The organism is Thiobacillus sp. (genome assembly GCF_030696885.1).
Taxonomy (GTDB): domain Bacteria; phylum Pseudomonadota; class Gammaproteobacteria; order Burkholderiales; family Thiobacillaceae; genus Thiobacillus.
In genome coordinates, this window is the sequence record NZ_JAUYRI010000003.1 from 1 (window position 1) to 23532 (window position 23532).

Sequence of the window (23532 nt, forward strand, 5' to 3'; positions counted from 1 at the left end):
TTATAGTCAAGATGGAGGAGCAGAAGGCTAACTGCGGAATTCATGAGATAAAGCCTGATATCTGCCGCGACTACCCAACTCTGGCGCATGGGCATCGGTGTTTAAGCGGTGTGTTTCTGAGGAAGTAAGCGATATCGAAAACGGCGATTAACCGCCGATAAAACGGATACACGCCGATAAAACCAGATCTTACTACAAAAAATGACATGCCTTTTTGGTTAAACCAGTATTTTAAACAAGCCTTTGATTGCTCTGTGTGCATCTGCGTTCATCGGCGGTTGAGAAAATGTACAAACTACTCGAAACCATCAACGACCCCACTGAGTTGCGCGCCCTCGACCGCAAGCAGCTGCCCCAGCTCGCCGAGGAACTGCGCAGCTTCCTGATCGAGAGCGTGAGCAAGTCCGGCGGCCATCTGGCCTCCAATCTGGGTGCGGTTGAGCTGACCATCGCCCTGCATTACGTGTTCAACACGCCGGACGACCGGCTGGTGTGGGATGTCGGCCACCAGACCTATTCGCACAAGATTCTGACCGGGCGGCGCGAGGCCATGTCCACCCTGCGCCAGCTCGGCGGCATCGCCGGGTTCCCCAAGCGCGCCGAGAGCGAATACGACGCTTTCGGCACCGGCCATTCCAGCACCTCGATCAGCGCCGCGCTCGGCATGGCGGTTGCGGCTCAGGCAGAAGGCAGCGATCGGCGCGCGGTGGCGATCATCGGCGACGGTGCCATGACCGGGGGCATGGCGTTCGAGGCGCTCAACAACGCCGGAGCGATGGACGCCAATCTGCTGGTGGTGCTGAACGACAACGATATGTCGATCTCGGAAAATGTTGGCGCGCTCAACAATTATCTCGCCAAGCTCATGTCGGGGCGCTTTTATGCCGCGATGCGCAAAGGCGGCGAGAAGGTGCTGGGGGCGGTGCCGCCGATTCTGGAACTGGCCAAGCGCGCCGAAGAGCACATGAAGGGCATGGTCATCCCCGGTACCCTGTTCGAGGAATTCGGCTTCAACTACATCGGCCCGATCGACGGCCACGATCTCGACGTGCTGATCGACACGTTGACCAACATCAAGCGCCTGAGCGGCCCGCAGTTTCTGCACGTGGTCACCAAAAAAGGCAAGGGCTACGAACCGGCCGAAGCCAACCCCTGCCTGTATCACGGCGTGTCGCGCTTCGATCCGGAAAACGGCATCGCCGAAAAAACCGGCGGCAAGCCGACCTACACCCAGGTGTTCGGCAACTGGCTGTGCGACATGGCGGCCGCCGACGCCCGGCTGGTCGGCATCACGCCGGCGATGCGCGAAGGTTCCGGTCTGGTGCGCTTCTCGCAGGAATTTCCCAAGCGCTATTTCGACGTCGGCATCGCCGAGCAGCACGCGCTGACCTTTGCCGCGGGCCTTGCCTGCGAGGGGGTCAAACCCGTGGTGGCGATCTACTCGACCTTCCTGCAGCGTGCCTACGACCAGCTGGTCCACGATGTGGCGCTGCAGAACCTGCCCGTGATGCTGGCGATCGACCGCGCCGGCCTGGTCGGCGCCGACGGCCCGACCCATGCCGGCAGCTTCGACCTCACTTTCCTGCGCTGCATCCCCAACATGCTGATCGCAGCGCCGTCGGACGAGAACGAATGCCGCCGCCTGCTAACCACGGCCTTCCTGCACGACGGACCGTCGGCCGTGCGCTACCCGCGCGGCAGCGGCGTCGGCGCCACGATCGACGCCGGACTCGAACCCGTTGAAATCGGCAAGGGCGTGCTGCGCCGGCGCGGCCATGGCGTGGCCTTCATCGCCTTCGGTAGCCTGGTCGCGCCGGCGCTGACCGCGGCCGAAGCGCTTGACGCCAGCGTCGCAGACATGCGCTTCGTCAAGCCACTGGACGTCGACCTGCTGCGCGAACTAGCGCACAGCCATCGCCTGCTGGTCACGCTGGAAGAAAACGCGGTGGCCGGCGGCGCCGGTGCGGGCGTGGCCGAAGTGCTGGCCGAACTCGGTATCGACGTACCGGTTTTTCATCTGGGCCTGCCCGACCGCTTCATCGAACATGGCGACGCGGTCAGGATGCTGGCGGACTGCGGGCTCGACGCAGCCGGGATTGAGCACGCGGTGCGTCAGCGGATAACCCCATTACCCGAGTAGTTTACTCAACTATTCGCGCAGTGTAGACTCAGTCTAAACTGCAAAAAGACCACAAGGAGCCTGCCATGAACCAGATTTGCGATAACGCCGTTTGCATGCCCGACGTGCAAAGTTCGGCTGATACCCGGCAAATCGCCATCAACAAGGTCGGCATCAAGAGCATTCGCCATCCGGTTCGCGTGGCCGACAAGAGCGCGGGCGTCCAGCACACCATCGCCACCTTCAACATGTACGTGTACCTGCCGCACAATTTCAAGGGCACGCACATGTCGCGTTTCATCGAAATCCTCAACACGCGCGAGCGCGAGATTTCGGTCGAAAACTTCGAGGGCATGCTGCGCCAGATGGTCGAGCGCCTGGAAGCTGAATCGGGCTACATCGAGATGAGCTTCCCCTACTTCATCAACAAGTCGGCGCCCATTTCCGGCGTGCAGAGCCTACTCGACTACGAAGTCACCTTCATCGGTGCAATCGAGAACGGGCACTACACTCAGACTACCCGGGTGCAGGTGCCGGTGACCAGCCTATGCCCCTGCTCGAAGAAAATCTCCGACTACGGCGCGCACAACCAGCGTTCGCACGTCACCGTCACCGCGAAAACCAACGGCTTCCTGTGGATCGAGGATCTGGTGCGCAAGGTGGAAGACCAGGCGTCGTGCGAACTCTTTGGCCTGTTGAAGCGGCCGGACGAGAAATACGTCACAGAACGCGCCTACGACAATCCGAAGTTCGTCGAGGACATCGTGCGCGACGTCGCCGCTGCGATGAACGCAGAGCCGCTGATCGACGCCTACGTGGTGGAAGCGGAAAATTTCGAGTCCATCCACAACCACTCGGCCTATGCGCTGATCGAGCGCAACAAACTCAGCACAGCTGCCTAACGCTGCGTCACCCAAAAAAACAAGGCCTGCAATCGCAGGCCTTGTTGCTTTTCACTTGCAGCAATCCGTATTGCTCAGTAGCGTTGGATCAGCGTCATCGTCTGTCCGTCGCGCCGCATTTCCATCCTGTTGAGAAAGCTCATTCCAAGAAGCGGCATGCTCAGCCCGGATTCCACCACCATACCCTCGACCTGGTTGACGGTAATGCTGCCGACCTTGACCGTATTGAACTTGACGCGCCAGGCCGGCATGACACCGGCGGCCGTACCAACCGCGACGGCCTGCCCGGCCCGGTAGTCGAGTCCCATTCGCCGGGCTTCGTCGGCACTGATGGCGATGCTGGTGGCGCCGGTGTCCACCATGAAGCTCACCGGGTAGCCGTTGAGCGAGCCCGCCGCGGTGAAATGGCCCCGCACGTCGGCGGTGAGCGACACGCTCTGCCGATCACCGTTTGACGTCCCGCCGGAAAATGACTGCCCCATGCCCAGGGTACGACGCTTGCCGTCGACATCGAAACTGGCGCTGTCCGAATCTGCGGCGAGCAGTTTCACGCCACCCATCGTCTGACCGACACTCAGCGTGCGCGGCTTGCCGCCGTCGATGCTGACGATGGCCTTGTCCTTGAACAGTCCCACCACCGATACGCTGGTGGCCCACGCTGTCGTGCCGAAAAGCATCCCGGCGGTTATGATGGACACAGCCAGATTTCGTTTGAGTACGTTCATGCATCCTGTCCTAATATTTCGCCATTCCCCCACCGAGGGACCGGGGTATTTCACCACATTCCTCGATCGCCACGGCATTCCGTGGAGACTGGTGCGCATCGACGCCGGCGACGCCGTGCCTGAAAATCTTAACGGCGTTTCCGGCCTCTGCTTGATGGGCGGCCCGATGAGCGTGAACGACGACCTGCCCTGGATCCCGCCGCTGCTGGCGCTGATCCGCGAGGCCGTCGCATCAGACATTCCGGTGATCGGCCACTGCCTGGGCGGACAACTGATGTCGAAAGCGCTCGGCGGCACCGTCGGCGCCAATCCGGACAAGGAAATCGGCTGGGCCGATGTACGCATCACCGACGCCGACGCCGCGCGCCCCTGGCTTGGCGAGGCTGCGGCCCCCATGCAGGCGTTCCACTGGCACGGTGAAACCTTCAGCCTGCCGCCGGGCGCCACCCGCATCCTCGACAGCGCCCTGTGTGCCAACCAGGCCTATGTGCTGAACGGCCGCCACATCGGCATGCAATGCCACGTCGAAATGACGCCGGAGCTCGTCGCCAGCTGGTGCGACGCCGGCGCCGCCGAAATCGCCACCAGCGACAGCCCCGGGGTACAGTCGCCCGAGGCGATCCAGACGGACCTCGCGGCCCGCGCCGCGCACCTGCACCAGCTGGCCGACAAAATTTATTCCCGCTGGATTCAAGGGCTTAGGAAATAATCCCGACACTGCGCCAAAAGGACGGCTGGACAGCCGCATCGCGCGGCGTAGGATAGGAGCCGGACTCACACCAGTCTGAAACGCAGCTCGCGAATACCGGTAACAGGAAACATTTGGAGGATTTATGCAAAACGTCGACTATGCCAACTTCGACTTCGGCGAACGTCTCAACAGCTTTATCCAGGAAGTCATGAACTTTGGCGGGGCGCCCCGTACCGAAGCCGATCTCACCGAAGGCCAGAAAGTCTTCGTGCGCGCCGTCAAGCGTGAAATGGTCAAATATGCCGATCCCAATCGCCAGGGCTATCCGCACAATCTCTTGGAGCAGATGGAATCCTTCACCCGCACCATCGGCGACCTGCACAATTCCTACTTTGACTCGGGCATGCGCAAGGTTAGCGACTGCCTGTACAACCGCTGGAAGATGCTTTACGAAGAGACCAAAAAGCTGGCTGCCGCCGGTGCCGACACCAAACCCGCCTGGGTCGACGTGATCAAGACCGAGCAAAGCGACATGCCGGCATTTTTCGACGCCTAAGTTATTGTTGTGAAAACAAAAAAGCCCGGTTATGCCGGGCTTTTTTGTTTCTGCCCCGCAATATCAAACCCGCTTATCCTCAAATAAAAATAAAGGATTATTCAGGCACAGGGCCGGGTGCTATCCTGCCCGGACTCTAATACCCACATCTAGTCTGAGGAGACGGCATGTCCAAACTGGTACGCCCGCACGGTGGCGGCGAACTCAAACCCCTGCTACTGACGGGTGACGCACTCGCCGCCGAAAAAGCACGCGCCGACGCAATGCCCAAAGTTCGCATGAGCTCACGCGAAACCGGCGACCTCATCATGATGGGCATCGGCGGCTTCACCCCGCTGGAAGGCTTCATGACCCATGCCGACTGGCAGGGCGTCTGCGACGGCTACAAGATGGCCAACGGCCTGTTCTGGCCGATCCCGGTCACCCTCTCCACCGACGAAGTCACCAGCCAGGGCATCAAGGTGGGCGACAGCGTGGCGTTGGTCGACGGCGAATCCGGCGAGATCATGGGCACCATGAAAATCACCGAAAAGTACGCCATCGACAAGGCGCACGAGTGCATGCAGGTCTACAAGACCACCGACCTCGAGCACCCCGGCGTCAAAATGGTGATGGATCAGGGCCCGGTCAACCTCGCCGGCCCGGTCAAGGTCCTTTCCACCGGTAGCTTCAAGGAAGAATACGGCGACCAGTTCATGACCCCGGCCGAGACCCGCGCCAAGTTCGAGCAGATGGGCTGGTCCAGGATCGCCGCGTTCCAGACCCGCAACCCAATGCACCGCAGCCACGAATACCTGGCCAAGATCGCCATCGAAACCATGGACGGCGTGCTGGTCCATTCGCTGCTGGGCGCGCTGAAGCCGGGCGACATTCCGGCCGAGGTCCGCTCCGAAGCAATCAGCGTGCTGGTCGACAACTACTTTGCCCCCAACACCGTGATCCAGGCCGGATACCCGCTCGACATGCGCTATGCAGGTCCGCGCGAAGCGCTGCTGCATGCGCTGTTCCGCCAGAACTACGGCTGCTCGCACCTGATCGTCGGCCGTGACCACGCCGGTGTCGGCGACTACTACGGCCCGTTCGACGCGCAGAAGATCTTCGACGAGATCCCCAAGGGCTCGCTCGAAACCGTCAACATGAACATCGACTGGACCTTCTGGTGTAACAAGTGCGGCGGCATGGCCAGCCAGCGCACCTGCCCGCACACCAAGGACGACCGCATCCTGCTGTCCGGCACCAAAGTGCGCTCGATGCTCTCCGAAGGACAGGACCTGCCGGTCGAATTCAGCCGTCCGGAAGTCGCCAAGGTGCTGCAGAAGTACTACGCAGGCCTCTCCGCCGAGCAGAACGTCAAGATCGAACTGAAAGGCCACTCGGCTGCATGAATTTTTCTCCGGCTGCGAGGCCGGAGGCACCGCCCTGATCGCATCAAACCCAACAGGGCAAGGGTTTTAGGACACGAGCCTACCGGAAGCGGATTCGCGATACGCCCCGGCCAAGGACGGGTTCAGTTCTAGACGGACCGCGACGTACGCGGATTGTTAGCTAACTTTTAGGAGACATTAATGCCAACCTATGTTCGTACCGACAAGTGCGACGGCTGCAAGGGTCAGGACAAGACCGCCTGCATGTACATCTGCCCGCACGACCTGATGAAGCTGGACAAAGACGGTTCGGAAACCGGCCATGCCATGCGCGCGTTCAACCAGGAGCCCGAGCAGTGCTGGGAGTGCTATTCCTGCGTGAAGATCTGCCCGCAGCAAGCCATCGAAGTCCGTCACTACGCCGACGTCGTGCCGCTGGGTGGCATGGTGCAGCCGCTGCGTGGTTCCGATTCCATCATGTGGACGATCAAGTTCCGCAACGGCACGCTGAAGCGCTTCAAGTTCCCGATCCGCACCACGCCCGAAGGCTCGATCGACCCCTATGGCAACAAACCCATGCCCAAGATGGCCGAAATCGAATCCACGGGCTCGTTCACGCGCGACATGATGGGCGGCTACCGCGCCGGTAACCCTGCCGAACTGATCCGTAAGTAATCCAGATTTAATTGAAAGAGGTGTGAAATGGCTGGAGAATTTGGTAATCCCGAAGTTGTCCAGGAGGATGTCGACGTCCTCCTGATCGGTGGTGGCATGGCATGTTGCGGTGCTGGCTACGAAATCATGCGCTGGGCAGATGCTGCCAAGGCCGAGATGGGCATCGATCTTAAAATCAAGCTGGTCGACAAGGCTGCGATGGACCGTTCCGGCGCCGTAGCGCAGGGTCTGTCCGCGATCAACACCTACATCGGCTCCGAACAGGATCCCGCCGACTACGCCCGCATGGTCTCCAACGACCTGATGGGCATCACCCGCGACGACCTGGCCTATGACCTGGGCCGCAACGTGGATGATTCCGTGCATCTGTTCGAAGAATGGGGCCTGCCGATCTGGAAGACCGACGAAAACGGCGAGCGTCATGACGGCGCCCAGGGCCTGCCCGCGCTGAAGGACGGCGGCAAGCCCGTGCGTTCCGGCAAGTGGCAGATCATGATCAACGGCGAATCCTACAAATGGATCGTTGCTGAAGCCACCAAAAAAGCACTCGGCATGGACCGCATCGAAGAGCGTATCTTCATCGTCAAGCTGGTCAACGACAAGAACGACCCGCAGCGCATCGCCGGTGCCGTCGGCTTCTCGACCCGTGACCATAAAGTTGTGGTGTACAAGGCCAAGGCGATTCTGCTGGCCGCCGGTGGTTGCGTGAACATCTTCCGTCCGCGTTCCGTCGGTGAAGGTACCGGCCGTGCTTGGTACCCGGTGTGGAACGCAGGCTCGACCTACGCGATGGCCGCCGAAGCCGGCGCTGAGCTGACCATGATGGAAAACCGCTTCGTTCCCGCCCGCTTCAAGGACGGCTACGGCCCGGTCGGCGCCTGGTTCCTGCTGTTCAAAGCGCAAGCTGTGAACGCCTACGGCGAAGTCTACATGGTGAAAAACAAGGAACTGCTGAACGACTACCCCCCCTACGGGCAGGCAGCCGTTCCCGCATCGTGCCTGCGTAACCACCTGATGCTGAAGGAAATGAAGGACGGCCGCGGCCCCATTTACATGGACACCGTGACCGCTCTCGCGAAACTGCGTGAGACCCTGACCCCGCGCGAAGTGAAGCACCTGGAAGCCGAAGCCTGGGAAGACTTCCTCGACATGTGCGTCGGCCAGTGCGGCATCTGGGTGGGCGAGAACATCGAGCCGGAGAAGAAGAACTCCGAACTGATGCCGACCGAGCCCTACCTGCTGGGTTCGCACTCCGGTTGCTGCGGCATCTGGGTGTCGGGTCCGACCGACCTCGGCGCACCGACCTCCGAAGACCACGCCGACGCGGACAAGATCCCGGCACACCTGCCCAAGGGCTGGAGCTGGGGCTACCGCTCGATGACCACGGTCAAGGGTCTGTTCACCGCCGGCGACGGCGTGGGCGCATCCGGCCACAAGTTCTCCTCCGGCTCGCATGCCGAAGGCCGCATGTGCGCCAAGTCCATGGTCAAGTACTGCATCGACAACAAGGACTGGAAACCCGAACTCGACACCTCCGTCGAGCAGCTGGTGGAAGACATCTACAAGCCGGTGCGTACCTTCCTGGAGCACAAGGACTACACCACGGCAATCGACGTCAACCCCAACTACATCACGCCCAAGATGCTGCAGTTCCGTCTGCAGAAGATCATGGACGAGTATGTGGCCGGTGTCGCGACCTACTACACGACCAACGCCAACATGCTGGGCGTCGCTGAAGAAAAGCTGAACATGCTGAAGGAAGACGCGGAGAAGATGCGTGCGAAGGACCTGCACGAGCTGCTGCGCGCGTGGGAAAACTACCACCGCATCCTGACCGCCGAAGCCCACATGAAGCACATCCAGTTCCGCCAGGAAAGCCGTTACCCCGGCTTCTACTACCGCATGGACAAGAACTTTGTCGATGAGGAAAACTGGCACTGTTTCGTGAACTCGGTGTACGACAAGAACTCCAAACAGTGGAACTGCTTCAAGCGCGCCCACGTGGATCTGGTCGACAAGTCCAAGCTGTTCAAGCCCGCTGCCCACTAAGTCACCAGTGAAGCAGTAAACGCCGGGCGCCGCTGTTTTTAATCGGCGCCCTTTAAAACCGGGCGCCACCAGGCGCCCGGTTTTTTTCCGGATTCAATAGCAGCAAGGCATGCAGGGTTGTTCAGCATCCAGTCGAAAGCGCGTACCCTAAAGGACTCCGATCTGCTATACGCTAAAGCGCATGCAGAGTCGTATGCCCTACGCACTCCCGACTGTGTGTTATCGATTTTTGAAGTGAGGGGCCACGCCCCACGAGGTTGAACCATGAACGAAGCTGAATTCAAAGACATGATCGAAGACTCCCCCTTCGCGGGCAGTCCGGTCAAACCCATCATGCTGACGGAAGATGCGACGCTGCAATTCCGCTGCCATCGCAACGTCAAGTGCTGGAATGCGTGCTGCAGCAACATCGACATTCCGCTGACCCCCTATGACATCCTGCGCCTGAAGAAGCGCCTGGACATGTCGTCCGGCGAGTTTCTCAACCAGTATTCGGTGCCGTTCGAGATGGACAAGGACGGCATGCCCGGCGTCAAGCTGAAGCCGGTCGAAGGCGGCACCGCCTGCCAGTTCATGACCCCGGAAGGCTGCGGCGTCTACGAAGACCGCCCGACTGCCTGCCGTTATTATCCGGTGGCGCTGCTGACCATGCGTCGCTCGGACGAATACGTCGACCGCAGCGCCTATGCCATGGTGAGAGAGCCCCATTGCCTCGGTCATTTAGAGGACAAGACGCAGACCATCGAGCAATACCGCGCCGAACAGGGCGTCGCCGAATACGACGAGAAGGCGCATGCCTGGCGCCAGCTCGTGGTCAAGCGCAAGTCGGCCGGCCCCGCCATCGGCAAGCCCACCCCCATTTCCAACCAGTTGTTCTTCATGGCGAGCTACGACGTCGACCGTTTCCGCGCGTTTGTGATGAGCCCGAGCTTCAACGACACCTACAACATTCCGGTCGAGGTCATGGCGCTGCTGATCGCCGATGACGAAGCCCTGCTCGACTTCGGCCTGAATTTCCTGCGCCACGCGCTGTTCGGCGAAGATTTCATCGAACAGCACCCGGGGGCGTATGAAAAACGTCTGGCACGCAAGCGCGCCCTGGCCGAGCAGAACCAGGAAGCCGAATTCCAGAAAAAATTGGCCATTGAAGACGACAAGTACTCCGGCGAGCACTGATCACATGCGACTCCCTGCGCTTGTCCTGCTGGTCCTGCCGATCCTGTTTTCCACAGGCGCATCGGCACAGGCCACGCTCAACAAGTGCATCGATGCGGAGGGCCGGATCACCTATTCCAACCTGCCCTGCCGCAATGCCCAGGCGGTCCGCCGCATTGAAATCGATCCGCCGCCGCCGGTCCCGGTTGTCGTGCCTCCGCCGATGCCTGCGCCTGCGCCCATTCCAGCACAGACAGCTGGACCGTTACCCGCGCCCACGCCAGTCCCGGTCGCCGTTCCTGCGCCGGCCCCCGCGCCCGCACCCCCACCGATTGCTCAACCCACACCTGCGCCGCTGCCGACACTGACGCCTGCACCCGTGGCGCCGCCCGCCACCCCGCGCCGCCCCGCCGGCATCAGTCCGCCCGCTGTGCGTTCCTCGGTGCGCCAATGCGACACCCTGACCGAACAACTGGGCCGCGTGTTCGACAAGATGGACCGGGCGCGCGGCAAGGGCGCCACGCAAAAGCAGATGGACGAGTGGAATCAGGAAATCAAGGCGCTCGAACTGAAAAAACAGCAATCCGGCTGCTTCTGACCCCCTCATCACGCCCATGAACGCACGCACCCTCGACCCCGCCCATCACCTGATCGAAAAGGAGCCGTATTACGAAGCGGTCGGCGAGGAAATCCAGCTGTTCGAATCCGCCTACCGCCAGCGCATCCCGGTGCTGCTGAAAGGCCCCACCGGCTGCGGCAAGACACGCTTCATGGAACATATGGCGTGGCGGTTGAAGCGCCCGCTGATCACCGTGTCATGCCACGACGACCTCACCGCCTCCGACCTGGTCGGGCGTTATCTGGTCAAGGGCGGCGAAACCGTCTGGGTCGACGGCCCGCTCACCCGCGCGGTGCGCTGCGGCGGCATCTGCTATCTCGATGAAATCGTCGAGGCGCGCAAGGACACCATGGTGGTGATCCACCCGCTGGCCGACGACCGCCGCGCCCTGCCGATGGAAAAGCTCGGCCAGATGGTCGAGGCCCCGCCCGAATTCTGTCTCGCCATTTCCTACAACCCCGGTTACCAGAGCGTGCTGAAGGACCTGAAGCAGTCGACCCGGCAACGTTTCGTCGCACTGGAATTCGATTACCCGTCGGCCGCGCTCGAGCGCCGCATCGTCGCCACCGAATCCGGCGTGTCCGACGCCATCGCCGACAGCCTGGTGCGCTTCGCCCAGATGACGCGCAACCTCAAGGGCAGCGGACTGGAAGAAGGCGCCTCCACCCGGCTGCTGGTCCATGCCGGCAAGCTGATCGCCGACGGCGTGAGCCCGGTCACCGCCTGCAAGTCCGCGGTCGCGCAGGCGGTCACCGACGACGCCGACATGCTGAAGGCGATCCAGGAGCTGTCCTCCTCCATCTTCTGATGGCGCAGAAACCATTAACAGCAGTTGAGATGGAGGCCAGCCTCCACGTCTGGCTGGATACCGAATTCACCTTCTTCAAGGTCGAGCAGCTCGCCGCCGAACTGGCACCGCTGGCACGCGACGAGCAGGACTTCATCCTCGGCTGGATCCGTCGCATCGCCTCCACCCACATCACGCTGGCCTGGCAGTTCGGCCGCCGCGCGCCGGCGCTGCTACCGCGCATGGAACGCCGCCTGCTGGAAGCGTGGGCGGTGCACACCTGCGACATCTTCGACCGCACCGGGCTGCAGACTGCGTTGAGGGTGATGGAAGAAGTCGACAGTTTCGACGACGCACAGCACGCAAACGACGCGGCGGGCGCGCTGTTCGAGGACATCGCGCCGGTGCTCGGCAACTTCGTCTGCGGCCTGTCCGGACGCCGTTTGAAGCTGGAGGAAGGCGATGCCGCGTGGACCGACGGCGAGCGCATCGTGCTGCCGCCGCTAATCGCCGCGCTACCGAACCTGGACGACAATTTCCAGCTCGCCAAGATCACGGTCGCGCTGCTGTGGGCACAGACCCGTTTCGGCACCCTGCGCATCGACCATGCCGGTATTGCCGCCGGCTACGCCGATCCCGAGCGCGCGCTGACCCGCCTGCATGCGCTGGAAACTTTGCGGCTCTCCGCGCGCATCGCGCGCGAGCTGCCCGGCCTGTCGCGTGAAATGAAGCGCCTGCGCGCCCAGCTCGATTCCGCGCTGCCGCCGAGCTGGCAGCGCTACGAGGCCGCGCTGGCCGCCGAGCAGGCCACACCCGAGGACAGCTTGGCGCTGCTCGGCGCTGCCTACAACGAAGTCGACTGTCCGCAGTGGAGCGACCAGGGCTGTCTGCGTCCGGATGCGATTGCCGCCGCCCGCGCCGCCCGGCTGGATAAGGAAAAGGCGCGGCTGCGCATCAAGCTGGCCGAACTGCTGGAAGAACATCAAGCTGCGCAGGCCGATCCGCAGGCCGCACCGGAACCCCCGCCCGAGCTGGATGTGACGCCACGCGACGAAAACGGCCTGCTCGACTTCGACATCACGCTCGACGATGCCCCGATCGCCCCGCCCGAGGGCGTCAAGCAACTGTTGACCTCGGTCTATCTCGATTTCGGCGAGATTCCCCCGGACTATCTCGTCCCGGCGGGCGACGGCGAATACGACGCGAACCGCGTGTTCGACCAGCCCGAGGACCCCGACGCGGTGTGGCACGGCACCTATCATGAGAAAGGCGCGGAGCTGTTTCCCGAGTGGGATCACGGCCGCCAGCATTACCGCAAGAACTGGTGCGTGATGCGGGAGAAAACCGTCGCTCCGGTTCACGACAGCTTCTATCGCGATACGCTCGACAAATACGCCGGCGTGATCAAGCAGCTGCGTCGCAAGTTCGAGGCGTTGCGCGACGAAAACCGTCTCGACAAGCGGCAGACCCAGGGTGACGAAATCGACCTCGACGCGCTGATCGAGGCGCTGGCCGACGCGAAAGACGGCCGCGAAATGAGCGATCGCCTGTTCGTCCGAATGCACCGTGCCGAGCGCAACATCGCGGTGGCTTTTCTGGTCGACATGAGCGGCTCGACCAAGGGCTGGATCAACGAGGCCGAGCGCGAGGCACTGATCCTCTTGTGCGAGGCGCTGGAGCTATTGGGCGATCGCTACGCGATCTACGGCTTTTCCGGGACGACCCGAAAAAGGTGTGAGCTGTTCCGCATCAAGACCTTCGACGAACGCTACGACAACGAGGTGAAGGCGCGCATCTCCGGCATCCGCCCGCAGGAATACACCCGCATGGGCTTTGCGCTGCGCCACATGACCAAGCTCTTGAACCAGGTCGAAGCCAAGACCCGCGTGCTGGTGACACTATCGGACGGCCGCCCGGACGACTATTTCGATGTCTACCGCGGCCAGTATGGCGTCGAGGACACACGCATGGCGTTGCAGGAAGCGGCGCGCACCGGGATTCACCCCTTCTGCGTTACGCTCGACCGCGACGCGCGCGACTACCTGCCGCACATGTACGGCGCGGCGCGTTACATCATTCTGGATGACGTGCGACAATTGCCGGTGAAAGTCACCGACATTTACCGACGCATCACGACATGATCCAGGACGAACTGAAATCAGGATTTTTCTACAGCAACGGCGCCTACGGCCGGACCTGGGGCGTGCGGCAACTGGCGGAAATCACCACCGATGCCGAGAACGGCGAACTGGAAGCGTATTTCAAAGGGGTGGCCGGCACCTGCCGCCGCAAGAAGGGGCATTGCAGCCTGACTGACTTCGCACGCTGGGCCAAATACCAGGTGGCCCTGGTGGAAAACGATTGGAAGCGCGTCGGCGGCGACGCGCCACCCACCGAATCCGAAGCGGCTTAAGCGCCGGCAGTGGGGTCGGCAGGCAAGCCCGCCGCAGGCTCATCGCCTTCCAGAATCACGGCCGCCTGCGTGCCCAGATAATCCATGATCGCGTAGGTCAGCGCCGTGCAGCCGGTGCCGTCGAGCGCCGAAATCGCAAACACCGGCCCGGTCCATTCGTAGTCCGCCACGAATTTCGCCACCACCGCCTCGCGCTCTGCCTCATCCACCATGTCGAGCTTGTTCAGCACCAGCCAGCGCGGCTTGTCATAGAGTTGCTGGTCGTACTTGCGCAGCTCCTCGACGATGGCGCGCGCATCGTGCACCGGGTCGCCGCTGTCTTCCCAGCGCGGCGAAATGTCGACCAGATGCAGCAGCACTCGCGTGCGCTGCAGATGCCGCAGAAACTGATGGCCCAGTCCCGCGCCCTCGGCCGCGCCCTCGATCAGCCCCGGAATGTCGGCGATCACGAAGCTGCGCTCGCTGTCGACCCGCACCACGCCCAGGTTCGGTGCCAGCGTGGTAAACGGATAATCCGCCACCTTGGGGCGCGCCGCCGACACCGCGCGGATGAAGGTCGACTTGCCCGCGTTGGGCATGCCCAAGAGGCCGACGTCGGCCAGCACTTTCAGTTCCAGCGCCAGTTCCCATTCCTCGCCTGGTTCTCCCAGCGTGTGCTGGCGCGGCGCGCGGTTGGTGCTCGACTTGAAATGCAGGTTGCCCAGGCCGCCCTTGCCGCCCTTGGCGAGGCACACGGTCTGGCCGTCCGCCGTCAGGTCGGCCACCACGTCGCCACTGGTGCTGTCGGTGAAGACCGTGCCGACCGGCACGCGGACGATGAGGTCGTCGCCCCCCTTGCCGTAGCACTGCGCGCCGCGACCGTTTTCGCCCTTTTGCGCCTTGAAGACGCGGGCAAAGCGAAACTCGATCAGGGTATTGATGTTGCGGTCGGCCACTGCGATCACACTGCCACCGCGGCCGCCATCGCCGCCATCGGGCCCGCCATGGGGAATGTTTTTCTCGCGGCGGAACGAAGCGCTGCCGTCCCCGCCCTTGCCGGCGATGACCTCGATTTTGGCTTCGTCAATGAATTTCATAGCGGGTGGACCTGGTTAAATTCCGCACAAACAAAAAAGCCCCATCCGCGGACAGGGCTTTCTGGCGAGCGAGTCGGACTCAGCTCAAATCAATTCAAACCGCAACCGGCTCGATGCGAACCACGCGGCGGCGGGCAGCGCCCTTGATCTCGAACTTGACGGTGCCGTGCGCCTTGGCGAAAAGGGTGTGGTCCTTGCCGATGCCGACGTTGTCGCCGGGGTGGAACTGGGTGCCGCGCTGACGCACGATGATGTTGCCTGCCAGAACCAGCTCGCCGCCGTAGCGCTTGACGCCCAGACGTTTCGACTCCGAATCGCGACCGTTACGCGAACTGCCGCCTGCTTTCTTGTGTGCCATGGTATGTGCTCCTTATGCGGTGATGCCGCCGATTTGCACTTCGGTGAAGTACTGGCGATGGCCTTGGCTCTTGCGATAGTGCTTGCGGCGGCGCATCTTGAAAATCATGATCTTGTCGCCGCGTGCCTGGTTCAGCACCGTGGCCGTCACCGTGGCGCCGCGCAGCATGGGCGCGCCCATCTTGATGTCGGCGCCATCGCCCACCATCAGCACCTGATCAAAGGTGATCTCGCTGCCGATCTCGGCTTCGAGTTTTTCAATTTTAAGTTTGTCACCGGCGCTCACGCGATATTGCTTGCCGCCGGTTTTGATGACTGCGTACATGGGGGGTCTCCAACCATACGAACCCAGGAAAGCGCGAGATTTTAGCGGCCCCGCCACATTAAGTCAAACCATTTGGCAGGCTGCATCCAAAAAGGGGATCGTGAAAAACCCCGGCGGGGCTGCTACCATGCGTGATTATCCAATAACAAGCTCGAACCGAGCCCCCATCGTGTCCCTGGAGCGTCTGCAATCCTACCTGGCCGACGACATGAGCGCCGTCGATCATGTCATCCGCCAAAGCCTCTATTCCGACGTTGTCCTGATCCGCCAGGTCTCCGAATACATCATCAACAGCGGCGGCAAGCGGCTGCGGCCGGCCCTGGTGCTGCTGTCGGCGGGCTGCTTCAATTATCAGGGACGCGCCCACCACGAGCTCGCCGCGGTGGTCGAATTCATCCACACCGCGACCCTGCTGCACGATGATGTGGTCGACGAATCCGAATTGCGCCGTGGCCGCAAAACCGCCAACGCGCTGTTCGGCAATGCCGCCAGCGTGCTGGTCGGCGATTTTCTCTACTCGCGCGCCTTCCAGATGATGGTGACGATCGACAACATGGAAGTCATGCGCATCCTGTCGGATGCCACCAACACCATTGCCGAAGGCGAAGTGCTGCAGCTCCTGAACTGCCACGATCCAGACATCGACGAAGAGAACTACCTGCGCGTGATCCGCTACAAAACCGCCAAGCTATTCGAGGCTGCAGGCCGGCTCGGCGCCGTCATCGGCGGCGGCAGCGCAGCGGAAAAAGAGGCGCTCGCCCACTACGGCATGCACCTCGGCACCGCGTTCCAACTGGTGGACGACGTGCTCGACTATTCCGGCGACTTTCTCAAGACCGGCAAGAACATTGGCGATGACCTCGCCGAAGGCAAGCCCACCCTGCCGCTGCTGTACGCGATGAAGCACGGCACCGCCGAGCAGGCCGCCAGCATTCGCCAGGCCATCGAGCACGGGGGCCTCACCGAATTCCAGAGCGTGCTCGCTGCAATCAAGGACACAAGCGCCCTGCAATACACCCGCGACGTCGCGCGCAAAGAAATTCAGGCCGCCAATGCAGCAATTTCTTCTTTGCCGGATTCAAATTCCAAATCAGCTTTGTTACAATTAGCGGCTTTCGCGGTTGACCGTAGTTTCTGACGGCGCCGCGTCGGTCGTTATCCCGGTAGTTTTTCAAATGGGGTTCAGCACATCACTGAGCCCGCCATCTGCCTCGGGGCGTAGCTCAGCCTGGTAGAGTACTGCGTTCGGGACGCAGGAGTCGGAGGTTCGAATCCTCTCGCCCCGACCATCATTCCTTACACATGCACCCCATTCGGTACCGGAAGCGTTCTTCCCGGCGCAGCTCGAATGCGCTTAGCGATTGGTGTCGGTAAAGCCATAGCTGACCAGCGGCTTGGCCTGCAGGAAGTCATAGCTGACCAGGGCCGTCGAATCATTGAAGGTGTAGCCCCCGCCGACATCCAGACCCAGCTTGCGGTCCGCCCACGGGAACAGCGAGACGCCTGCCGCCCCCACCCATTTGTCTTCCCGATCCGAGGTCAGGATCTTGGCACTGAAGCCCAGGTTCTTCATTGAAGCCTGGCCGTCCAGGCTGTAAGTGACGCCCAGCATGTAGCCGGGATCGGCGTGCGCGCCCATGGCAAATATGCTGAGCGATGCTGCGAGTAGAGTCTTTTTCATGTCAATTTTCCTTTGAGAATGGATGTAAATGGAGGCCATGCAAGCACGCGGCAAGCGCGCAGACCATGAGTTGCATGCGCCGAGAACGACCAGTCGATTGGCCATTCATGCAGGAGTGACCCAGGCACATGCAGAACGTTCTAAAAAGTGGAGGGGATCCACATCCAGCATGGCAGCCTGCGACTCGATACCCATTGTCTGGAGAGTCGACCACCAGCGATGCCGTCGCGTGCCGAATGCTCTGTAGGAAGAGGCTGAGTCGGGTGTGGGCGCTGCGAGACGTTCCGGGTGCGCGACCCGGCTTGTTTTTACTTTTTAATCAAGAGCCTGAGGCGAGTGTGGTCCCTGCTCCGGATGCAGCACCACGAGCGGCACCGACAGGCCAGACGCCCCCACCACCCGGCAGTGGCGCCTGTTCAGCGCACGCGGTTCGCGCACGCCACAGGCATGGGCGATGACGCCCACCTCATAGGTCAGGTTGCGATGGTAATTGGCCACGCGCTCCGCCTTGTCTTCGGGCACCAGCCCGCGTTGCAGGCGGCGGTCGTGCGTGGTGATGCCGGTGGGACAGGTATTGCGGTTGCATTGCAAGGCCTGAATGCAGCCCAGCGCAAACATGAAACCACGCGCGGAATTCACGAAATCTGCCCCCATGCACAGCGCCCATGCCGCATCCGCGGGCGTGATGAGCTTGCCTGCCGCAACAACCTTGATCCGCTCGCGCAGGCCATGCTTCACCAGCATGTCGACCAGCATCGGCAGGGCTTCGCGCAAGGGCAGCCCCATGTCATCGATCAGTGCCTGCGGCGCCGCGCCGGTGCCACCCTCGGCGCCATCGAGCGAAATGAAGTCGGGCGCGCAGGCCGCACCGCGCTGGTTGATTTCGGCAAACAGCTGGTCCAGCCAGTCCGGCCCGCCCAGCGCCGTCTTGAGTCCGGTGGGTTTGCCGGTCAGCGTACGGATATGCGCAATCCGGTCGAGCAGTTGCGCATTGTTGGCGATCTCGGGATGGCGATTGGGGCTGATCGCATCCTCGCCCACGCGGATGTTGCGGATGGCCGCAATGTCGGGCGTGACCTTGGCGCCGGGCAGGATGCCGCCCTTGCCCGGTTTGGCACCCTGCGACAGTTTGAGCTCGAACATCCGGACTTGCGGATGGGCGGCCATCGCGCGCAGCCGGTCGTCGTCCAACCGGCCTTCCAGATCGCGCACGCCGTTTTTGGCGGTGCCGATCTGGAACACGATGTCGGCGCCGCCTTCCAGATGCCAGGGCGACAAGCCGCCCTCTCCCGTGTTCATCCAGCATCCCGCCCGCTTGGCACCCTTGGACAGCGCCAGCACGGCGGGCCGGGAAATCGCGCCGTAGCTCATGCCCGAAATGTTGAAGATCGAATGCGTGACATAGGGATGCGGACAATCCGGCCCGATCGTCACCGCGTGCGGGGGCACGGCATCCTCGTTCAGCGTGGGAAAAGGCGTGTTGACGAACAGGATGGAGCCGGGCGGACGCAGGTCGCGCGTCGAGCCGAAGGCCACCGTGTTGTCGATATTCTTGGCCGCGCGATACACCCATGCCCGCTGCGCGCGGTTGAACGGCATTTCCTCGCGATCCATCGCAGAAAAATACTGGCGGAAAAATCCGCCCAAATGCTCCAACGCATAGCGAAAATGCACGATGACCGGATAGTTCCGGCGCAAGGCCTGCTTGGTCTGCGTCACATCGAGCAGATAGACGACGATGACGACCAGCGTGGCCAGGCCCAGCATCAGGACGAACAATGCCGCCAGCAATTCCAGCAGCGGCACCACCCAGTCAAGATCGGCGATACGATTCATGAGGCCTCACTTTTTTGCGCGCGGACATTTCCTGGAACCAGAATGCACAGTCCCGTGCATGCCCACCCGGATTGCCACACACCGCGTACGGACTTCTGTTCGCCGAAGCGGCTAGAATCATGCCTTTTCGCAGGAGACTTTTCATGTCCGATCCCGTTGTGTACGACCGCAATCCCGCCGAACTTGAGCTCGAACCCGGTGAATACTGGTGGTGTTCATGCGGCCGCTCGATGACGCAGCCCTTCTGCGACGGCTCGCACGAAGGCACCGGACTGGAGCCGCAACCGTTCGTCATCAAGGAAAAGACCACGGTGTGGCTGTGCAACTGCAAGCACACCAAGGACAAGCCCTTCTGCGACGGCAGCCACAACGACCTGCCCGACGACATTTTCTGAGCCATTCATGTCCGCCCTGCCTGCCCCGCCCGAAAGCGTGCTCGACTTCTGGTTCGGCGCGTCGGGCAGCGCGGCCGAGATCGCCGGCCGGCAAAGCAAGCTGTGGTTCGGCAAATCGCTCGCCAACGACCAGGCGGTCATCGATCGCTTCGCCGATACGCTGACCGCCGCCACCGCAGGCCGGCTCGATCACTGGGCGCACACACCGCGCGGACGGCTGGCACTGGTGATCGTGCTCGACCAGTTTCCGCACCACATCCATCGCGACCAACCACAGGCCTTTGCCACCGACCCGCAGTCGCTGGCGCTGAGTCTCGCCGCACTGGAATCCGGCGAGGACAGAAAACTGGCGCCGATTGAGCGCGTGTTTCTCTACCTGCCGCTGGAGCATGCCGAGTCGATTGAAATGCAGGAGCAGTCCGTATCGCTCTATGAGCAACTGGCGAATGAAGCAGCCACTGACGAACGTGCATTATTCGACAACTTCCTCGACTACGCGCGCAAGCATCTCGACGTGGTGGCACGCTTCGGCCGCTTTCCGCATCGCAATGAAATTCTGGGGCGGCCATCCACGCCCGAAGAGCTTGAATTCCTGAAACAGCCTGGATCGCGTTTTTAGCCCACGGCCCCGCCGGTCGGGGGATGTGGACTCGCTGCCTCCACCGGTCTAGTCCGCAGCCCATTGCGGGTAGTTAGACTGAAAAATTGAAGTTCTGCTTATCGGCCTGAGCGGACGGTTGAAGCCACCCTACTGAGCGTTCGCACCGACCCTGAGCAAGTCATTCGCCCCACCCACTCAAATGTCGGGTGTGTGCCACTTGTGGCCGTTGGCGAGCGTCAGCTTTTGGAGGCCGCGTTGCCCGTTAGCCAATCTCTGAGTTCTAACATTGACGAACTGACCCGCAGATTCGGCTTTACAAACGCTAGGGTTCGTTCCTCGCTTGAATACACCGCGAAGGGGGAACACACAACCCCGATGATTTCGTCAAATTTGGAAAGATCAAAGTTCTCGCCTATCGGCTGCCGCCTTAACTCCGCGACGATCCCCTCCCACGCTTCAACCGCACCATCAATGGTAGCCTGGGCGTTCCTGATGACGCGGAATACCCCCTGATCGTAGTCGCGGTCGTAGATGACGCTCTTGCATGACACGATCAGCAGAGTTCGTTCCCTGACGCCAATAGCATCAATGTCGGTCAGTACCCCGCCACTCTGGCGCAGCGGCCGTCCACGAAGGGATTTCACTTCAGGCGGTGGCTCCCAAGACGTACCGTCGATTAGGTCCTGGCACTGCAACTCGAACTCCCTCCCCCTCATATTGCCGATCGCCGGCGAACGATTGAGCTCAAGTCGATGCAGTAGTGCATGTGAGGCCCCAGTGGTATCGATGAGGAAATTTCCGCGGAACCGCCGCATAACATTTCCGCTGGAGAGTGGCCATACGGATGCGGTGACAGCCAGCAAGGAGTCGCGCCACTGGATGAAGTTCGCAGGCCAGGCGAAGCCCGGTGTCAACGGTGCTAATTGCTCGACAATCCCGTGTATATGGTGATCGACGATGTCACGCAGCCGCTCTTCGCCCACGAAAACATATCCCTGTTGAGTAATCGAGCTGAGTGCCCATGGCACGTGCACACAGATCGCCGGCACCAACATCAATAATTGGGCCAGAGCTGCAATGCCGGGCAAGTAGTGCGGGATACCTGCTTCGACACCCACGGGATTCAGGATTCGAGCCAAGCTCAGTTTCGATATCACGTGCTGAACGCTTACCGTGGCGATGGAGAGACCGCCAGCCCCATCTGGATAGGTTATGGGCGCTTGAAAGCTGGGCGTGCAGCCCATCGACAGAAATGCCATTGGTTCCCTGTTTAACTGCTCGTTAACGAGCAATTGGAAATCAGGTTCTATAGTGACCATCCCCAGCCCCGCCCCACTAAACTCGTGGTGGCGGTCGTGCCGCTGGTCGTATATCTGAATTGCACGCTCAATAGCCTCACTGGTGTTGGCCATGAGAAGCGGACGGCTTGCATCGAGAACTGCGCCTTTGCCAACGCGCCGGTATAAGGAGTGCAGGTGCGACAAGAGCTTCACGCGTCCGACATAACGGACAAGGTGCCGAAAGACCGCGTCATCGACGCGAAATGCGACGCGATCCGCCATTCCGCTAGCATCGCTTGCCGTGAATTTCGACGAAAGCATCTCGGCCAAGATCCGATCATAACCAAGCGTGGTCCGATAGCCCCCTTCAAAGAGGCTGTTAGGTGTACGCCGCAGGTACCAAAGCCATCGGACCGGTCCGTAGCTGCCGTGTTGTTCAAGAACATCTGCTTGAATTTGCGGTATGACCGCCTGCAGGTAGTTCGCCGCGTCGATACCAGCAAGCTTGCGCTGTTGCGGTGGACATCTCGCATAGACTCTCGAAGCCGTCTCGATCGCGCTACGTGCGGAAAGTGTTAGCCAATCAGTCGAGATGGCTAGCTCTTGGAGCTTCTGGGCAGCTGCATCTATCACTAGCGGTGGCATAGCTTGTTGGCCGGAAGCGTCCATTAAGTCATTCAGCGTGCTTAGATTGTCGCCACACGGTGACTATGGCCCCCACTTGGCTAGAAGAGCCACAAGACCGGTGATGGTGCCGATCAGGCCACTAAGTGCAGTGATATAGGGAATGCGCCTCGCCCAACGCTCCGACCGATATTTTTCCTCCTCGCGGATAGCCGAGCGAACTTTTTGCTCACCGGCGAGTGACAAGTAATAGCGGTGGCCATCCAATCCACTACGCTGGTAATCAGCGGACAAAACATCTCCCTCGAACACTGGCGGCGTTGGAATTCGAAGTTCACGAGCGCGCCCCAATAGCTGCTTGGAATGGAAGCTGGCCTCGTCCTCTTCGAGCAACTGGTACTCGAACTGCCAACTACCGTCTTCCCAAATGTCTGCTGCATTTCCCCCGTTCTTGACGATGCGGCGGCGCTCTCGGTCAACTTCGCGGTCCATAAGGTATCGGCGAAGCCGTAACCGTATTCCTTCCGCCATTGGTGCGATGTGTAGAAACCGGTGGATGTTCATCGTTTGTCAGTCAACGTCTCGATGCGAACGCTGCAATCAAATATTGAAGTAAGTGGCGCCGGAGCGCCCAGCGTGGAGGGAAGCCAACAAGCGCAGCTTGTTGAGCTTCCGGTGGACCGAGATGCTAGGCGCAAAACTACCAGCCGCCATTCTCTTCGCACCAGTCATACAAAATGATTATTTGCTCAAGCTCGTAGACTGCACGGAACAAGTCGCCATACAACTTGCGCTGACTGAGGTCTGCAATTGACCGTGTGATTGCGTTATTTACTAGGAACTCATGGGCCATGTTGTTGCGATAGTCAACCAAGCTATCCAATAAAGAAATGAAATCGGCTCGCAATCCTCTGTCTCTGAGTTCGTTTCTTGTTATACCGAGGGTCCATCGCTCCATATCTTCAGGAGGAATGTTGTATCTGCGTGTGAGTAAGCCTTTTAGCCCAAATTCCAATATCTGAGCTTTGCCCATAAACATAGCGTACTGCTCCAGCATGCTCAGTTGTTTGTATTCGTCTAGCTTGGCATGGACCTTTGCTTGTATCTCTTCTTTGGAGAGAGATGGGGCGTCGCTCATTTCCGCTTCCTTGATATTTCAGACGGCGCTAACAGTAATTAGACGGACCCCACGGGTCCGGACTTCTTTACGGAAGCCATCGTAGCACCCCTCCCCACATCATTATCAGAGATGTTTTGATTCCTGGGTCCGTCTATTACTGTGAAAAAACGGACGCAGCGTGA

The 23532-nt window shown here is 61.0% G+C and carries 24 protein-coding genes and 1 tRNA gene; 16 read left to right on the forward strand and 9 right to left on the reverse strand.

Features of this window, described 5'->3' with window-relative positions:
* Nucleotides 1-286: 286 nt before the first annotated feature.
* The gene (gene dxs / locus Q8R61_RS00125) at nt 287-2140 is read left to right on the forward strand and encodes a 1-deoxy-D-xylulose-5-phosphate synthase (RefSeq protein WP_305533282.1); all 1854 of its coding nucleotides are present in this window, start codon (nt 287-289) and stop codon (nt 2138-2140) included.
* 65 nt (nt 2141-2205) lie between these two features.
* Entirely contained in the window at nt 2206-3021 is an 816-nt protein-coding gene (gene folE2 / locus Q8R61_RS00130; RefSeq protein WP_305533283.1) for a GTP cyclohydrolase FolE2, read from the forward strand.
* Between the two features lie 74 nt (nt 3022-3095).
* Here folE2 and Q8R61_RS00135 read toward each other — a convergent pair whose 3' ends face one another.
* On the reverse strand, nt 3096-3746 hold the full coding sequence (locus tag Q8R61_RS00135) for a TIGR02281 family clan AA aspartic protease (RefSeq protein ID WP_305533284.1): 651 nt from the start codon (nt 3744-3746) through the stop codon (nt 3096-3098).
* On the opposite strand from Q8R61_RS00135, the gene Q8R61_RS00140 reads away from it, so the two are divergent.
* The 10 genes from Q8R61_RS00140 (at nt 3745) to Q8R61_RS00185 (ending at nt 14055) form a co-directional block, all read left to right on the forward strand.
* Nucleotides 3745-4455 (forward strand): type 1 glutamine amidotransferase, encoded by a 711-nt coding sequence (locus Q8R61_RS00140; protein ID WP_305533285.1) that lies wholly within the window; start codon nt 3745-3747, stop codon nt 4453-4455. The two genes, Q8R61_RS00135 and Q8R61_RS00140, sit on opposite strands and share 2 nt — an antisense overlap.
* A gap of 124 nt (nt 4456-4579) precedes the next feature.
* Nucleotides 4580-4993, forward strand: a complete 414-nt coding sequence (locus tag Q8R61_RS00145) for a hypothetical protein (protein WP_305533286.1) — start codon at nt 4580-4582, stop codon at nt 4991-4993.
* Between the two features lie 167 nt (nt 4994-5160).
* Nucleotides 5161-6378, forward strand: coding sequence for a sulfate adenylyltransferase (gene sat, locus Q8R61_RS00150; protein ID WP_305533287.1), 1218 nt, complete (start codon nt 5161-5163; stop codon nt 6376-6378).
* A gap of 180 nt (nt 6379-6558) precedes the next feature.
* Nucleotides 6559-7032, forward strand: coding sequence for an adenylyl-sulfate reductase subunit beta (aprB, locus tag Q8R61_RS00155; RefSeq protein WP_305533288.1), 474 nt, complete (start codon nt 6559-6561; stop codon nt 7030-7032).
* 27 nt (nt 7033-7059) lie between these two features.
* Nucleotides 7060-9081 (forward strand): adenylyl-sulfate reductase subunit alpha, encoded by a 2022-nt coding sequence (gene aprA, locus Q8R61_RS00160; RefSeq protein WP_305533289.1) that lies wholly within the window; start codon nt 7060-7062, stop codon nt 9079-9081.
* 264 nt (nt 9082-9345) lie between these two features.
* Entirely contained in the window at nt 9346-10257 is a 912-nt protein-coding gene (locus tag Q8R61_RS00165; protein ID WP_305533290.1) for a YkgJ family cysteine cluster protein, read from the forward strand.
* 4 nt (nt 10258-10261) lie between these two features.
* Nucleotides 10262-10834 carry a DUF4124 domain-containing protein gene (locus Q8R61_RS00170; protein ID WP_305533291.1) on the forward strand — a complete coding sequence of 191 codons (573 nt, stop codon included), beginning with the start codon at nt 10262-10264 and terminating at the stop codon, nt 10832-10834.
* 16 nt (nt 10835-10850) lie between these two features.
* Nucleotides 10851-11663, forward strand: a complete 813-nt coding sequence (locus Q8R61_RS00175; protein WP_305533292.1) for a CbbQ/NirQ/NorQ/GpvN family protein — start codon at nt 10851-10853, stop codon at nt 11661-11663.
* Between the two features lie 29 nt (nt 11664-11692).
* Entirely contained in the window at nt 11693-13783 is a 2091-nt protein-coding gene (locus Q8R61_RS00180) for a nitric oxide reductase activation protein NorD (RefSeq protein ID WP_305533293.1), read from the forward strand.
* On the forward strand, nt 13780-14055 hold the full coding sequence (locus Q8R61_RS00185; RefSeq protein WP_305533294.1) for a hypothetical protein: 276 nt from the start codon (nt 13780-13782) through the stop codon (nt 14053-14055). The genes Q8R61_RS00180 and Q8R61_RS00185 overlap by 4 nt, the downstream gene beginning before the upstream one ends.
* Here the strand turns inward: Q8R61_RS00185 and cgtA are convergent.
* From cgtA to rplU, 3 genes are all read right to left on the reverse strand, one after another.
* Nucleotides 14052-15131: an Obg family GTPase CgtA gene (gene cgtA, locus Q8R61_RS00190; protein WP_305533295.1), complete on the reverse strand. Its 1080-nt coding sequence runs from the start codon at nt 15129-15131 to the stop codon at nt 14052-14054. The genes Q8R61_RS00185 and cgtA overlap by 4 nt on opposite strands.
* Nucleotides 15132-15225: 94 nt before the next feature.
* Nucleotides 15226-15489, reverse strand: coding sequence for a 50S ribosomal protein L27 (gene rpmA / locus Q8R61_RS00195; RefSeq protein ID WP_305533296.1), 264 nt, complete (start codon nt 15487-15489; stop codon nt 15226-15228).
* A gap of 12 nt (nt 15490-15501) precedes the next feature.
* Nucleotides 15502-15813: a 50S ribosomal protein L21 gene (rplU, locus tag Q8R61_RS00200; protein WP_305533297.1), complete on the reverse strand. Its 312-nt coding sequence runs from the start codon at nt 15811-15813 to the stop codon at nt 15502-15504.
* Nucleotides 15814-15982: 169 nt separating this feature from the next.
* On the opposite strand from rplU, the gene ispB reads away from it, so the two are divergent.
* Together ispB and Q8R61_RS00210 are read left to right on the forward strand one after the other, a co-directional pair.
* Complete coding sequence (gene ispB / locus Q8R61_RS00205) at nt 15983-16951, forward strand: octaprenyl diphosphate synthase (protein WP_305533298.1); 969 nt, start codon at nt 15983-15985, stop codon at nt 16949-16951.
* Between the two features lie 74 nt (nt 16952-17025).
* A tRNA-Pro gene (locus Q8R61_RS00210) sits at nt 17026-17102 on the forward strand.
* Between the two features lie 65 nt (nt 17103-17167).
* Here the strand turns inward: Q8R61_RS00210 and Q8R61_RS00215 are convergent.
* On the reverse strand, nt 17168-17494 hold the full coding sequence (locus Q8R61_RS00215) for a hypothetical protein (protein WP_305533299.1): 327 nt from the start codon (nt 17492-17494) through the stop codon (nt 17168-17170).
* A gap of 315 nt (nt 17495-17809) precedes the next feature.
* Nucleotides 17810-19330, reverse strand: a complete 1521-nt coding sequence (locus Q8R61_RS00220) for an FMN-binding glutamate synthase family protein (protein ID WP_305533300.1) — start codon at nt 19328-19330, stop codon at nt 17810-17812.
* Nucleotides 19331-19473: 143 nt separating this feature from the next.
* Here Q8R61_RS00220 and Q8R61_RS00225 point away from each other — a divergent pair, with 143 nt between their 5' ends.
* Both Q8R61_RS00225 and Q8R61_RS00230 read left to right on the forward strand, forming a co-directional pair.
* Nucleotides 19474-19725, forward strand: coding sequence for a CDGSH iron-sulfur domain-containing protein (locus Q8R61_RS00225; protein WP_305533301.1), 252 nt, complete (start codon nt 19474-19476; stop codon nt 19723-19725).
* A 7-nt stretch (nt 19726-19732) separates the two neighbouring features.
* Nucleotides 19733-20344 (forward strand): DUF924 family protein, encoded by a 612-nt coding sequence (locus tag Q8R61_RS00230; protein WP_305533302.1) that lies wholly within the window; start codon nt 19733-19735, stop codon nt 20342-20344.
* Between the two features lie 218 nt (nt 20345-20562).
* Here Q8R61_RS00230 and Q8R61_RS00235 read toward each other — a convergent pair whose 3' ends face one another.
* The 3 genes from Q8R61_RS00235 to Q8R61_RS00245 form a co-directional block, all read right to left on the reverse strand.
* Entirely contained in the window at nt 20563-22275 is a 1713-nt protein-coding gene (locus Q8R61_RS00235; protein WP_305533303.1) for a hypothetical protein, read from the reverse strand.
* A gap of 39 nt (nt 22276-22314) precedes the next feature.
* The gene (locus Q8R61_RS00240; protein WP_305533304.1) at nt 22315-22722 is read right to left on the reverse strand and encodes a hypothetical protein; all 408 of its coding nucleotides are present in this window, start codon (nt 22720-22722) and stop codon (nt 22315-22317) included.
* A 208-nt stretch (nt 22723-22930) separates the two neighbouring features.
* Complete coding sequence (locus tag Q8R61_RS00245) at nt 22931-23368, reverse strand: hypothetical protein (RefSeq protein ID WP_305533305.1); 438 nt, start codon at nt 23366-23368, stop codon at nt 22931-22933.
* Nucleotides 23369-23532 lie beyond the last annotated feature (164 nt).